The organism is Sphingomonas sp. (assembly GCF_965200135.1).
Lineage (GTDB): Bacteria > Pseudomonadota > Alphaproteobacteria > Sphingomonadales > Sphingomonadaceae > Sphingomonas.
On the sequence record NZ_CBDATK010000004.1, the window covers coordinates 105,169 to 119,030 of the forward strand.

The window sequence follows — 13,862 nt, forward strand, 5'->3', positions numbered from 1 at the left end:
GTCTTCGCGACCGGCACTGCCACGAAGCGCTTGGCCTACCGGATCAGTCGGCGACGGATCATAACCGGCATGATCGCACTGCCGATTGGTGGCACGGGCGCTGGTTGCGCAGCAGGTTCGAATGCCGTCGTCGTGGATACGTTCGCCGCGATCGCCTCCACAATAACGTATGGAGCCCCCTTTATCGTGACGCGGGGCTGGAGCTTGGTCGGCATCGGTGCCGCACGCTATCGTCGCACAGCATCGCCCGCACCGTCCGACGTGCAATGGGCTTCCCGCGGAGCCGCACGCAGCCGCGATGGGCATCATTATCGTCTCGAGCCCAGCGCCGCGATTGAGGTCGATCAATTCGGTGCGATCGGCGACGACGAAGCCAACGATTATGTCGCGATACAATCGGCGATCGCATTCTGGCAGACGGCAGGCGGAACCGTCGCCTTTTCTGCGGGCCGTCGATACTTCGTCGGCGCGTGGTCGGGCAGGATCAATCGCATTTTCATGATCGACCATCTGCGCGATGCTGTTATCGATGGCCGCGGCGCGACGATTCGGTCGCATTCCGCGACGCCGCACTGTCAAACCTTTCTCTTCACCCTTCGCGACTTTAGTAACGTCACGATCCGATCAATGCGGGCGACGGATAGCGGCACCGATATCAATGCCGAATGGCGCGGGCTGTATTTTATATCTCCCGATGCCAACCTGGGGGACTGCGACAATCTCACCCTGGACCGGATTGTCGTGTACGATGCGGTCGCGTTCCTCTTTGCCGCCGGCACATTGCCGCAGCGGGTCAGAGGCATTCGCGTCACCAGATCGTCAGCGGTTCGATGCTATTACGGCATGGTCTTCGCGGAAAACGGCGATAAGGTCCGTGCGGACCTGTCCACCCGGAACTGTCGGCGAAGCTATTTCGCCTATGGTGTCAGCGATCATGAGATCAACCTAACCGTCGATCATGATAGCGATGCGCTCGGTGCGGATGCCTGCTTTCTCATCAAGCGGTATGTTTTCGATACTAGGGACATCCGATTGAACGCGACCTTTCGCGGCTCCGTGGCCCGGTTCTCCAACCTAGTGAAACTGGAACACCAGCCTGATCCCTCGACGGGCACGGCCCGGATCAGTGACATCCGGATTGTGTTCGACCTTCTTCAGGTATCCGCCGGCCTCGACCGCGTCACCGGCATCGGCTTCTCCAGCTACTCAGGCATGCGGCTCGAGACCGTTCGCACTGCGAACACGTGGAGCGCGATCACGATTTCGGGCGATCTAAACCTCGTTCAACACCCCATTACCGCCTACAGCGGGCCGTCAATCGCGGTGCGCGTAAATCTGGAAGGCCCAGCCGCTAGAATCGCACCGGCGTTGCCGTCCGGCTTTACGCTTATTCGCCGCAGCCAGACGGCCCGCTGACGACCAAGGAGCATCGCATGACGAACTGGATCGCCGACGATTTCGCAGCCGCACTGCGCCAGAAACAGCGGAACTGGCTGGTAACCGGGGCCGCCGGCTTCATCGGATCAAACTTGGTCGAAACATTGCTGCGTCACGGTCAGCGCGTCACGGGGATGGACAATTTTGCGACAGGCCATCAACGCAACCTTGACGAGGTGGCCGAGGTCGTCGGCGACGCCTGGGCGAATTTTACCTTCGTCGAAGCGGACATTCGCGACCCGGACGCATGTCGCCGTTGCACGCAGGACGTCGACCATGTCCTGCATCAGGCTGCGCTGGGATCGGTACCCCGGTCGATCGCCGATCCGATCACGTCGACCCAGACCAACGTGATGGGGTTCGTGAATATGCTCGACGCAGCGCGCGTCTCAGGCGTATTGAGCTTCGTCTACGCCGCGTCTAGTTCAACCTATGGGGATCACCCCGCCCTGCCCAAGGTCGAGGATGTCATAGGTAATCCGCTTTCCCCCTATGCCGTGACCAAACTCGTCAACGAACTCTATGGCGCCGTTTATCGCCGCAGCTACGGTTTCGCGGCGACCGGCCTCCGCTATTTCAACGTCTTCGGTCCGCGTCAGGATCCCAACGGAGCCTATGCCGCAGTGATTCCCAAGTGGGTGGCTGCGATGATCCGGGACCAGGAGGTTGTGATTAACGGCGATGGCGAGACGAGCCGGGATTTCTGCTACATCGCCAATGCCGTACAAGCCAATTTGCGCGCGGCACTGACGCCTGCGGATGGACAGGGCGAAGTGTTCAACGTCGCTCTCGGCCATCGAATGTCACTCAATGAGTTGTTCGGCAAGATCCGCGAAATCCTGAGCGAACATCAGCATTTCTATCGCCTCGATCCCATACATGCCAATTTTCGCGCTGGAGACGTCCGTCACTCGCAAGCCGCCATTTCGAAGGCTGAGAATCGAATAGGTTATGCACCGAGCCATACTGTTGACAAGGGATTGCGCGAGGCAATGACCTGGTATCTGGAAGCGGATCGAAAAGGCCTTTTATCTTGAACAGAACTACTCGGCACATCCAATGTCGCGGCAGATGAAGCCCTTTCGTAAACTGGCTGCGGCATCGATGGCTGCGATCCATCCAAGCAGTCGAGCGATCGTGGCCAGCGGCGCGCGGGTGACTGCGCTTGCCATCGCGGCCAAGCTATTCACGATCGTACGCGAGGTGACGCTCGCCTACCGATACGGGACCGGGATTTCGATCGACGCCTTCAACATGGCGTTTACAATCGCCAGCTGGCTGCCAGTCTTGTTGGTGAGCACCGCTGCAACCGGTCTTGTTCCCCTGCTGGTTTCCAGCGTCCGCGACCAGCGAAGCCACCAGCATATGGTTGCGGAACTCAATGCCGTCATCGCCATGCTCGCTATCGGCCTATGCGCCCTAGCCGCGGTCACGGCGCCATGGGCCAGCGCACTTATGACAGGCGCGACCACGTCTACGACCCATTCGCTGACGCAGGCAATGATCGTACGCCTGGCTCCCGTCGCCGGCCTGGGTCTCGTCGCCGGCTACCTAGCCACGCGACTGCAGGCACAGCAGCGTTACCTCTACACCATAGGCGAGGCCTTCCCGCCGATCGGCATATCGCTGGGTGCGATCGCTCCTCTTGCGTGGAGCGACGAGAACGCGCTCATCACCGGCCTGTTAACAGGAACGATCGTTCAGATAGCCTTTCTGGCTTTCCTCCTTCTTCGAACGGATGAGGGTATAGGGGGCTTCTCGCTCGACTTCTCATCCCCGCACTGGCCGCGCATCCGCAAGGCGATCGGAACTCTGGCTATCGGCGCCGGTATCCTGTGGATCACCGTACCCGTGGAACAGGCCTATGCCGCACGGCTGGGCGCTGGCGCGGTGGCGTCCCTCAATTACGCCAATCGTTTGATCGGCATGGGCACCAGCATCGCGATTGTCATTATCGCCCGTGCCCTGTTGCCGACCTTCTCACGCGCGATCGCCGATGGCGACGTCGCCCTTGCTCGTCAGCAGGCATGGCAATGGGCGGTCGTCTGCGGAGTGCTAGGTGTTGTTTGCGCCGCCTTGGGATGGGTGGCATCGGGGCCTGCCATCCGGCTCCTGCTGCAACGCGGAGCCTTCGGCGGCCATGACGCCGACGTGGTTGCCGATCTGGTCCGTCTCGGTATCATGCAGTTACCGTTCTTCTTCGCGAGCACCGCCATCGTCCAGTGGCTAGCGGCGAGTGGGCGTTACAAGTCGGTATCGATCATCGCGGGAATGGCAGTTATCGTGAAGATCACCTTATTGCAGCTTCTGATCCCGGTTTTGGGGCTCTATGCCCTTATGCTGTCCACTGTGGGGATGTATGCCTTTTCGCTAGTTGCCCAAGTTAGCCAAATCCGCTCTAAATAGTCGGGTTGTTCCGAGAAAACGTACTCTCCGTGGGCGTCTTGCCATGCTTCCTGGGGACGTCGTGTGAAGGCTCTACCGTCAGCGCCTCAAGGCTCCTGCCCTGCCCTGCGGGCGCGCGAGCATGTGCGTGGTGACGTTGAGGGTGCCCCGGTTTCCGGCGTTCAATCGGCCGCTTTGATGGCAGCGGCAGCAGCATATTCGATCGGCGCCAGCCAAGTGATGTGTGAGAGCGGCTTTCGTTGTAGTCGCGCCGCCAAGCCTCGATCTTGGCCCGGGCGTCCTCCAGCGAAAGGAACTAGTGGGTGTTGTAAATAGGCGTCCAACCGGGACCCCTCATCGGCGCCGAACAAGGCCCCCCTTTCGAGTGGCGGCAGATCGATGCCGGGCGCACCTTTCGCGCTGGTTGCGGAGTAGGGCGCGCGTAGCTTAACCGGAGTTGCAACCAGCGCGGAGCGTCCTTCCGTCCGCTGGGACATCAGCTGCGGTGCTTGAGGCGCCAGCTGTCGTTACCGGTGTCGACAATGGCGCAGTGGTGCGTGAGCCGGTCTAGCATGTGACCTGCTCCCCGGGAATCATGCCATTGGTAAGTTAGCTCGTCAGATGGAGACGAGCGATGCGGCGAAGCCGATTTACCGAGGATCAGATCATTGGCGTGCTGCGCGAGCACGAGGCTGGCGTGAAGACGGCGGACCTGTGCCGCAAGCACGGGATCAGCGATGCGACGTTCTACAATTGGAAGTCGAAGTACGGCGGGCTGACGGTGTCCGACGCGGCGCGGTTGCGGGCGCTCGAGGATGAGAACCGACGCCTGAAGAAGCTGCTGGCGGAGTCGATGCTGGACGTGTCGGCGCTTAAGGATCTGCTGGGAAAAAACTGACCCGGTCTGCAGAGCGCTATGCTGCGGTGGAGAAGCTGATGGCCGATCACGGCTTCTCCGAGCGTCGCGCCTGCAGGCTGATCGGGGTCAATCGGTCGGCATGGCAATATGAGCCGCTTCGCGGGAAGGACGATGCTGTCCGCGAGCGGATGCGTGAGATCGCGAACGAGCGTCGTCGGTTCGGCTACCGGCGGCTGGCGATCCTGCTGCAGCGTGAGGGCAAGGGCATGAACCTGAAGAAGGTGTATCGGCTGTATCGCGAGGAGCGGCTGACGATACGCAAGCGTGGCGGGCGCAAGCGCGCGCTGGGCACGCGGGCGCCGATGGCAATCCCGCAGGAGCCCAACCAGCGCTGGTCGCTCGACTTCGTATCGGATGCATTGGCCTGCGGCCGGCGGTTCCGCTTGCTCAACGTCATCGACGATTACAGCCGGGAATGCCTGGCCTGCATCGTCGATACGTCGCTGTCCGGTCGGCGGGTCGTTCGTGAGCTGAGCGCTATCGCCGAACGTCGCGGGCTGCCGTGCATGGTGGTCAGCGACAATGGCACCGAGCTGACCAGTCACGCCGTTCTTGCCTGGTGCCAGGATACCGGGGTCGACTGGCATTACATCGCGCCGGGCAAGCCGCAGCAGAACGGCTTCGTCGAAAGCTTTAATGGTCGCTTGCGCGACGAGTGCCTGAACGAGCACCTGTTCCCATCGCTGGCCGCGGCAAGACGGATCATCGAGGCATGGCGGACGGACTACAACACCGTGCGTCCGCACAGCAGCCTTGGCGGGTTGGCACCCGCCGAGTTCACCAACTGCCCCCGCCAGGGGCATATGGACACTGAAGCTAAGTTATCAGCGGCCTGAAAACGGGGAGCAGGTCACATGGCGGTCGTCATCTTGAGATCACCGAACACGCTAGGCCGCTCGCCGAACGCCAGGTTGGTGGTGATGATCACCGAGGTGCGCTCGTAGAACCTGTTGACGAGGTGGGACAGCAGCTGCCCGCCGGACCGCGCGAACGGCAGGTAGCCAAGCTCGTCCAGCACAACGACGTCGAGCCGAGATAGCTGAGCCGCCAGGATCCCGGCCTTGCCGATCCGGGCCTCTTCCTCGAGCCTGTTCAAAGCTATGATCAGGAAGCGGCGGTTGGACACCCGTTCCTTGCCGGTGAACACGCTCGTCACCGCGGTCTTCATGTTGTCGTAGATGCCGCGGGTCGGAACCCCACCGAAGAAGGCGAACGCACGCGCATGCGCGTCGAACACCATCTCCTGCGTCTCTCGCGGATAAGCCCGGACGTACGCCGCCCGCGACGCACGCAGCCGCATGTGCGCGACCTTCACCCGCACCGGCATGCCGGCGATCTCCACGTCCTCGTGGCTCCAGTCGAACTCGTACGCCTCGCCGGGCCTGAACATCAGCGGGATGAACGCTGCCGTCGCCAACCCCGCGTCCTTGCGTCGCTCGATCTTCCAGCGTGCCGCATAGCGGCGAACTGCATCGTAGGACCCCTCAAACCCCTCGCGCAGCAGCAGATCGTGCAGCCGGATCATCCGCACCCGCTCGCGCCGCGGTCGCGCATCGTTCTCCACTAGCAACGCATCGAGCCGCTCCTGGAACGGTCCGATTCGCGGCAGCGGCTGCACCGCTCGCCGGTAGGTGAACTCCGCCTCCGGCGCCCGGATCACCTTCCGCACCACCTTGCGCGACAGCCTCAGATCCCGCGCGATCGCCTTGATCGACTTGCCCTCGGCGTGCTCGCGCTGGACCCGAACCACCGTCTCCAATACCAACATCCCGATCTCGCCGCCCTGGTCACCACCAAAGCGAACCTGCCTAGAACATCAGGATGTGGAGTCCCTTTTAGACGCCGATCACACCGCTGCCGGGGTCCTCATTGCACGCCGATCCTCACGCGGACGTCGTCGCCCTCCTCCTGCCGTCCTCCATCCGGCAGTTCCAGTGTCGAGAACAGGCTGCAACAGCAGTTCCACCTCGTCCACAAGCAGGACGTGCCACATTATGCGTTTCTCACGAACGGCATCGCGCATGACGTGCCGACTGTCTTTCAGATATGGGAGCGTAGGGCGACGTTACGCGATCTCAAGCCCACGCGACGACGCATCCGGATTTCCAGTTCTCGACGCGGCACACGACCGATTTCGACACCCGACGCATCGGCGCGAACGCGGGGCGGATGTACGACACGGCCGATGGGGCGACCGATTCTATCACTTCATCGAGGGCCGGTGAGGGCGATCATGGAGCAGGTCAACTTCTCGCTCATCGCCAACAATGTGACGGGGGGCCGGAGCGCGCCGAAGGTTTCCAGCATTACGAAGGCGGAAACCGTCTTCCTGTTCAACGTATATCTGTCTGCGAGCTTGCGTCTGAACCGTCAATTCCACGCCATCGTCATTGATAAGGGCGGTTTCCCCGCCGATACTTGGTATTCACCCTGCGGGCGCCAACACGGCGCGGTCGATCTGCCCGGACGTCCCGCCGATCGCGTCGGAGGCCGGTGCGAAGAGCGTCAATGTCTGAACCGGGCAGTTCGCTGGCACCGTTAACCTGCCTGCAAACATACCGCCCGCCTGCGACGAATTGGCTAGGGCCACGCGGCCGAGCTCGCGCCCGTCGCTGCGGCAAGTGAGCGCCCAATAAGGAAGCGCGCGCTCATCCTGTGCGATGCCGTCGCTGTGGCCCGAAAGCCGGTATGTTCCTCCAGGAAGCAGCTGGACCTGCTGGAGCACGGGGCCGCCGACGCTCGCGGGTGCGGAGAATTCAACCACACCGCCTTCCCAAGTGCGCTGAATCGAGGCGGCGACACCGTTGTCGCTCAGCGCCGTCCAGTCGAGTAGCGAGGGGGCGTCGATCATCGCGGCGAAGCGCGGGTCGCGCGAACGGTCGCGAGCCGCACCGTGACGAATTGCGGCATAGAAACGCCACGCCTGGTCGACAGTGCCGGCATTGAGCAGGATGTTGACGACCGACGCCTGCGCTACCGCCGGCATGGCGACGCCGCGCGCGCGTAGAGCGACGAACAGGACCGCCGTGCTCTGCGAATCACCCTTCTGCCCCGAGGCGTAGGTGACAAAGCTGTCCGACCAGGGTGGCTTGCCCACGAGCGTGCGTACCAATGCGGTGCGGATGGCGGGATCCCGCGATGCCTGCGCCAGCACGGGGTAGAGCACGTCGCCCAACGCCGGTTTGGTGCGCAGCGCGATGTCGTACCAGCGCAGCGCGCCCGCGATATCGCCCCGTCCGACCGCGTCCTCAATCGACCACAATTGCGTCTGGACGTTCCGGCGCGACAACATCTGCGCGTAGGCGAGCAGTCGGCGTGCGTTCGCCACGTCGTTTGGGACCAGGGTGACGACACCGAGCGTCGCGGCCGCCGAGACGGCGGTTGGATCGCGACGAAGCGCCGCGCGAGCCAGTGTTCCCGCCTCGGCACGCTCGGCCGCGGTGGTATCGGCTGTGATGAGCGCGGCGGCATGTGCCGCGCTCAGGCGGCCGTCATAGGCGATGCGCCCATCGGCGGCTCGTGGCTGCGACTTGGCCACGACCTGTGCGATCGAGAAGGCGACACCGTGGTATCCCAGCACGGAGACGCAACACGCCAGCGCAATCCGTCCCGCCCATTCGTACGGCGATTGCCTCCGACGGCTGGTGCGATACGGCGTTCGCGACGACATGCGGGCGCTCAGCCTCAACCCCTGACATCGTCCTTTGCGCGCCCATAGCTGTAGCCATACTCGTAGCCGTAGCCGTAACCGGCGCGACGCGTCTCGAACTTGGTCAGCACGCCGCCGAAGATACGCACGTTGGCGGACGCCAAGCGGCCCAGCGCCGTCTTCACTTGGCTCGCGCGAATGCCGTGCGATTCGACCGCATAGACGACGCCCTCGACCCGCGCAGCGATCAGCGGCGCGTCGGCAAGCCCCATCACCGGCGGACCGTCAATGACGACATGGTCGTACTGCTCGAGTAGTCGGTCGATCAGCGTAGACAGACGATTACCCGTCAGCAGTTCCGCCGCGTTGGGCGGTATCGGCCCGGCCGACATAGCGGTGACGCCGAGGTCAGGCATCTGGAAGGTCAGCGGCTCGATCGCCTCCTCGCCGGCGAGGAAGTTGCTGAGCCCACGCTCATGCCCGACATTGCCGAGGTGATGGATTGACGGGGAGCGCATGTCGCCGTCGACGATGATGACGCGTTTGTCCGCGCGCGCCAGCATCGTCGCCAGCGCGAGCGCGGTTGTCGACTTACCCTCCGCAGGGCGTGTTGAGGTGACTGAGAAAGATCGCGGAGCACCATGCTCGGTCGTGAAGCCGAGGTTGGTGCTGATCGCGAGATAGGCATCGACGAGGTCTGATTTGCGGTCGAGCAGTTCGTCACGCGGCGAGCGCTTGTCGTCGACCTTGGGGACCGAGCCAAGCAACGGGAGGCCGAGCCTGCGCTCGACCTCACCGGGATCGCCGAACGCCTCGTCCATCTGCTCGAGCGCCAACGCTGCGGCCGCACCCAGGGCGACGCCTGCGAGCAGCGAGACGAGGAAGTTGAGAAGCAGACGGGGGCTCGACGGCTTGCGCGGCTCGTTGGCCGTGTCGACGACCGAGATGTTGTTGACCCCGACGCCGTTCGCGACGCCGATCTCCTTGTAACGCTGCAGCAGCCCGTCGTAGAGTGCGCGGTTGGTGTCCACCTCCTGCTGGTAGATGTTGTACTGGATCGACCGTCGGCGATCGTCGAGGTAATCGGACTTGAGCTGGTCGACCCGCGCTTGGAGCGCGGTCTCGCGTGCAGTCGCCGAGCGATAGGCGCCTTTGATCGATCCGCTGACGCGCGACTCCTCTTGGCCGATCGCGCGATCGAGCTGGTCGATCTGCGATTTCAACGCCCGTGCAGCCGGATAGCCGGGCTCGAATTGGACCATCATCTGCTGGTATTGCGCAGCAAGCTCGGCGCGCCGCTGGCGCAGGTTATTGATCGCGATGTTGCTGAGCGCCTCGATCGTAGAGCCGCCGCCACTACCGGAGCGAAAGCGCGCCTCGGCTTCGATCCGGTCAGCGGTCGCCCGCGTCAGGGCGGCATTGAGGGCGGCCAGATCGTCCGCGACGATCGATCGTTCCGACGTGGCGGAGCCGTTGCTGCCGCCGTTCTGGGCGGGAAGGTTGATGATCTCCTGCTGCGAGGCGTAACCGACGAGCTGGCGCTGGCTCTCGTCGAGCCGCTGCTTCTGGAGTTGCAGCTGTCGCTCCAGCAGATTGCGGCCGTACGAAGTCGCCTGCACCTTCCGCTCTAGGTTGATCTGAATGAAGTTCTCCGCCCAGGCGTTGGCGACTCGTGCCGAGAAGGCCGCCTGTGGGCTGGTGAAGGCGATATCGACCAGGCGCGACAGACGTGTCGGATTGATCGATATGTTCCGCAGCAGGATCTCACCCGCGACGCGCTGACGCTCGGCCCGACCGGCTGCCGTATAGCGGTTGTTCGTAAGCGCCAATGCGGGATTGTCGCTCTTCCGCCCGAACATCTCGTAGAAGTCGGGATCGTCGACGAGGCGCAACTGGGTGGCGACGCGCTCCGACAGCGCCCGCGATTTGAGCAGGCCGTACTGCGTCTGGTAGAATTCCTGGTCGGCGATGCTGGTGTCGCGCTCGACGCTCTGGATGTTGGTGATCTGCGAGGATTCGCGCGCGATCTCGACGGTCGCCGTCGCCGTATATTTGGGCGTCATCAGCAGGGTCGCGACGAGCCCCAGCACGATACAGGTGACCGTCACCCCGATGATGACGTACTTCCAGCGCAATGCGATGCGCAGATACTGCTGGATCAGCGGCGGAGACGCGTTCTCGATCGCACGCGATGCGACGAACGTCGCTCCTGTCGCGACGCCGTCAGGCTTCATATTCGACGTGATGACGTTCATGCGCTTGCCAGACCTTACTGCACGACGGCAATGAGCGGCGCGGCGAGGAGCGGCGCCAGCGACACCAGATCGCGGAAGCGGCGCCGCGCCGGGCTGTCACCGACTACGACGACGTCATTGGCGTAGATCGCCGGATCGGCATAGGCGCCACGGCGGATCGCGTCGATGTTATAAAGTCCCGCCATCTTGCGTCCGTCGACGGTGCGAAGGATCACGACGTCATCCTGCTTGGCGAACTCGGACAGCCCCTTTGCTGATGCGATCGCGCGCAAAAGCGTCATTTGGTTGGTGACCGGATAAAGGCCGGGCTCAGTCACCTGCCCGTCGATCGTCACGACCTGGCTGACCGAGCTCCTGATATTCACCGTAACGTCCGGGTTGCGCACATAGCGGCCGCGCAGCGCGCCCTCGACCGCCTGTGCGAGCTCCTGCGCAGTGCGCCCGCGTGCATCAATCGTCCCGATCAGCGGCATCGCGATCTGTCCGCCGGCGTCGACCTGAACCTCGCGACTGAGATCGGGAACGTTGAAGACGTCGATCTGGATCGTGTCGAGCGGCCCAATCAGCGACGGGCGATCGGCCGCGGTAAGGTCACGGCGCTCGGGTGCGGGAAGCCCGGCACTGTTTGGGATAACGGTCAGCTGGTCGGTAGAGACCATCGGTTGCTGATGCGCGCATCCCGCGAGAGCGGCGAGCCCGAACAGGGCGAGACGGATCGTGCGCATATGCGGAACGGTTACTCTGGCGGACGGGGAGAAGCGCAAGCTCATAGTTTGCGCTCTGTCGAGGGTAAAGGTGCTTTGCCCGCGACGTCGCTGCCGCACCCTCTCCCGCCAAGCCAGATGGCCGCGACCATCACTACCGCCATGATGATCGGCGTGCGCGCGGGATAGTCGACGATGCTGGCGAGCAGGATGAGCAGTAACGTCGCCGAACCGAGTTTGGGGAGCATCGCCTCGCCGCGCCACGCCGCCAGGCTGCGCCATCCCCACCAGCCGATGGCGGCGACGAGCAGCAGCAGGCCCGGCAGGCCGGCGGTGAGGACGATCTCGAGAAAATCGTTGTGTGCATGGTTGAAATAGGTCGGTTTGAGCAGAGCAAAGGGTTCATGCATTCGGAAGATTGGGTCGAAGCTGCCAAGACCTGTCCCGAACGGAAGATAGGCACGGATCACGCTCAGGACGATCGGTAATCCGCGCGTGCGCATATCCGCGCCGGCATCGTCAACGACTAGGCGATCGATCGAAGCGGCGCGGCCTGCAGCGACGCTGGCGAGCACGAAAATCGCGATCAGCGCGACGAGCCCCACGCCAATCGTGGGCAGCGTCCAGCGCGGGTAGCGACGTAGCGCCGATTTGACCCCCCGGCGTGACATCGCGAGCCCGAGCCCGAGCGCGACCGCGCCGAGCGCGATGCCTGCGCGCGATCCTGACGCGAGTATGGTGAGGACAAGCAGCAGTACGATCCCGAGCGCTACCGGCGCCCGCAAGCGCGAGGCGCTGCCGGCCTCCACCCCCCACACCGGCGCGATCAGCAGGCCGATGGCGAGCAACAGCGCGAAGTGATTGCGATTAGCAATCAAGCCGTCGACCGCGCCGGGTGTCCCATTGACGAGCGGGTTGCCGATCCGCACGCCGGTGAACTGCAGCAGGCCGACCAACAGCGCGAGGCCGATCACCGCCAGCAATACGACCGGAACCCAGCGCTTCTGCTCGTTACGCACGCCCGTCGCGAGCACCAGCACGGCAAGCGGCACTACAAGCGAGAAGAGTGCGTTGACTGTCGCGCCGGGTGACAATGACCACGGCCGCCACAGGTCGGGGGGCGACACCAGCGGATCGGTGAAGGCGGCGCGGCCTGGCAACGCGCGCCATGTGTCCGGCGGCAAGGGCACGAGCTGCGCCATGCACAGCAGGATAGCGGCGCCAAGGATCAGCGCAGGCCACCTCGCCTCCCCGATCCGTGGGCGCCGCGCGAACAGCACCGCAGCGACGATCGCGAGCCACGCTGCGCTGCGCGATATGATCTGTCCCGACACGTCCTCGCGCGAGGCACCGCCCGCGAGCCATAGGATGGCGAGCAGCGTCGCCAGCAGCACGAAGGAGAGATCGGGACGGAAACGCGAACCCCGCCTACGTAGAATACCCATGCCCGTTCCTAGGCTATCGATCGGCCAGAAGAAACCGTCGCTCAGCCGCCATCTCGCGGGCGCGCCTCAGCGCGGCCGTGGGTCGTCGTCGGCCTTTGCCGCCGACGCCCGCGACGATGCCTTATATGCCTGCGGCGCGGCCGAGGACGCGGGCGAAGTCGTCGCCAGAGGGGAGAGGGTTGTTTCGGTCCCGACGCGCGCGTTGTCGGTCGCCCTAACCGCAAATGCTGCGGCGGGGTCGTTGGTGCTATCGGGGCGGTAGCGCTCGACACGGAGGCTGAGGCGGGTGTCGAGCCGGTTGTTGACGCGATCGTTGATGCGGTTCGGGTTGAGGTTCGCCGGCTCGCCCCTGGCATTGAGACGCGCACCGTATGCGGTCGCGGTGTCGCGTGCCGAACGCGTCTGCGCCCCGGCGTCGAGCGGAACGGCCGACGCGAGCATCGCAAGCGCGGCGAGGCGCCGGTTGGCAGACATCGGCCGGGTCCGGGATGGGTCGTGCTTCATCGACTCCTGATACCCTGTCACGCGAGGCACGTCACCAACCATATGCTGCAGATGCCGGATCGCAGCCAGTCGCTGCTTGACCGTGGGCGCAGCAACGACCCGTCTCAGCTCCTCGATCTAGACGCTGGCGCAGATCCGGTCGTTCCACGTCGATGCGTCACCACGCCGATCGGACTGCGTGATCGTGCGCTGATTGGTACGATGACCTATAGCTTCGCGCGTGTCGGTGCCGCGCTCGGCGACCGCGTGGAGGACGTGTTCCTCCAGAACCGGCGCCTGCCCGTCCGGGAGCTGGCGGGCGGACGCCGCTCGGGGATCGCGGCCGACCAGTTTGGCTTCCGGGTCGCCGCGATCATCGACGCGAGCATGGCAGACGCGCAGCTGTCTGAACTTTCGACCCGAACAAATATTCGACGACATATTCATAGTCGGGCAACCTGCGGCGGGGTCTGGAATTGCCCGCTTCACCGTGACCGCAAGCACCAACCACATGACGGCACGTTCGGCGAGCGTGACCATGCGCGTCGAAACGGTTCGGGTGGAATAGACGGACGAACGGATCCT

Annotated in this window: 12 protein-coding genes and 1 pseudogene; 5 read left to right on the forward strand and 8 right to left on the reverse strand. The window is 63.8% G+C overall.

The annotated features are described in order from the left end of the window. The first annotated feature begins 69 nt into the window (after window positions 1-69). The 3 genes from ACOFKS_RS02570 to murJ are packed head-to-tail and all read left to right on the forward strand — an operon-like array spanning window position 70 to window position 3,843. Window positions 70-1,416: a hypothetical protein gene (locus tag ACOFKS_RS02570; RefSeq protein ID WP_419807683.1), complete on the forward strand. Its 1,347-nt coding sequence runs from the start codon at window positions 70-72 to the stop codon at window positions 1,414-1,416. A 17-nt stretch (window positions 1,417-1,433) separates the two neighbouring features. Further along, window positions 1,434-2,474 carry an SDR family oxidoreductase gene (locus ACOFKS_RS02575; protein WP_419807684.1) on the forward strand — a complete coding sequence of 347 codons (1,041 nt, stop codon included), beginning with the start codon at window positions 1,434-1,436 and terminating at the stop codon, window positions 2,472-2,474. Window positions 2,475-2,508: 34 nt separating this feature from the next. Continuing rightward, a complete protein-coding gene (murJ, locus tag ACOFKS_RS02580; protein ID WP_419807685.1) occupies window positions 2,509-3,843 on the forward strand; it encodes a murein biosynthesis integral membrane protein MurJ in 1,335 nt (444 codons plus the stop codon). Here murJ and ACOFKS_RS02585 read toward each other — a convergent pair. Together ACOFKS_RS02585 and ACOFKS_RS02590 are read right to left on the reverse strand one after the other, a co-directional pair. Then, on the reverse strand, window positions 3,836-4,129 hold the full coding sequence (locus ACOFKS_RS02585; protein WP_419807941.1) for an integrase core domain-containing protein: 294 nt from the start codon (window positions 4,127-4,129) through the stop codon (window positions 3,836-3,838). The genes murJ and ACOFKS_RS02585 overlap by 8 nt on opposite strands. Window positions 4,130-4,318: 189 nt before the next feature. Continuing rightward, window positions 4,319-4,549 (reverse strand): ATP-binding protein, encoded by a 231-nt coding sequence (locus ACOFKS_RS02590; RefSeq protein ID WP_419807686.1) that lies wholly within the window; start codon window positions 4,547-4,549, stop codon window positions 4,319-4,321. Here ACOFKS_RS02590 and ACOFKS_RS02595 point away from each other — a divergent pair. Continuing rightward, window positions 4,457-5,577, forward strand: a protein-coding gene (locus tag ACOFKS_RS02595) for an IS3 family transposase (protein ID WP_419807427.1) whose coding sequence is annotated in 2 segments (ribosomal slippage) — window positions 4,457-4,706 and window positions 4,706-5,577 — 1,122 coding nt in all. Because the reading frame shifts where the segments join, the coding sequence is not laid out codon by codon here. The two genes, ACOFKS_RS02590 and ACOFKS_RS02595, sit on opposite strands and share 93 nt — an antisense overlap. A 14-nt stretch (window positions 5,578-5,591) precedes the next feature. On the opposite strand, the gene istA is transcribed toward ACOFKS_RS02595, so the two are convergent. The 6 genes from istA to ACOFKS_RS02625 all read right to left on the reverse strand — a co-directional run bounded on the left by istA (window position 5,592) and on the right by ACOFKS_RS02625 (window position 13,340). Continuing rightward, entirely contained in the window at window positions 5,592-6,509 is a 918-nt protein-coding gene (gene istA, locus ACOFKS_RS02600) for an IS21 family transposase (protein WP_419807687.1), read from the reverse strand. Window positions 6,510-7,166: 657 nt separating this feature from the next. Next, window positions 7,167-8,279 (reverse strand): hypothetical protein, encoded by a 1,113-nt coding sequence (locus tag ACOFKS_RS02605; RefSeq protein WP_419807688.1) that lies wholly within the window; start codon window positions 8,277-8,279, stop codon window positions 7,167-7,169. Between the two features lie 146 nt (window positions 8,280-8,425). Continuing rightward, on the reverse strand, window positions 8,426-10,624 hold the full coding sequence (locus tag ACOFKS_RS02610; protein ID WP_419807689.1) for a GumC family protein: 2,199 nt from the start codon (window positions 10,622-10,624) through the stop codon (window positions 8,426-8,428). Window positions 10,625-10,659: 35 nt separating this feature from the next. Next, a complete protein-coding gene (locus ACOFKS_RS02615; protein ID WP_419807690.1) occupies window positions 10,660-11,370 on the reverse strand; it encodes a polysaccharide biosynthesis/export family protein in 711 nt (236 codons plus the stop codon). 41 nt (window positions 11,371-11,411) lie between these two features. Further along, window positions 11,412-12,743: an O-antigen ligase family protein gene (locus ACOFKS_RS02620; RefSeq protein ID WP_419807691.1), complete on the reverse strand. Its 1,332-nt coding sequence runs from the start codon at window positions 12,741-12,743 to the stop codon at window positions 11,412-11,414. A 117-nt stretch (window positions 12,744-12,860) separates the two neighbouring features. Beyond that, a complete protein-coding gene (locus ACOFKS_RS02625; RefSeq protein ID WP_419807692.1) occupies window positions 12,861-13,340 on the reverse strand; it encodes a hypothetical protein in 480 nt (159 codons plus the stop codon). Window positions 13,341-13,454: 114 nt separating this feature from the next. Here ACOFKS_RS02625 and ACOFKS_RS02630 point away from each other — a divergent pair. Continuing rightward, window positions 13,455-13,607: pseudogene (locus tag ACOFKS_RS02630) on the forward strand (integrase); the annotation flags it as partial. Window positions 13,608-13,862 lie beyond the last annotated feature (255 nt).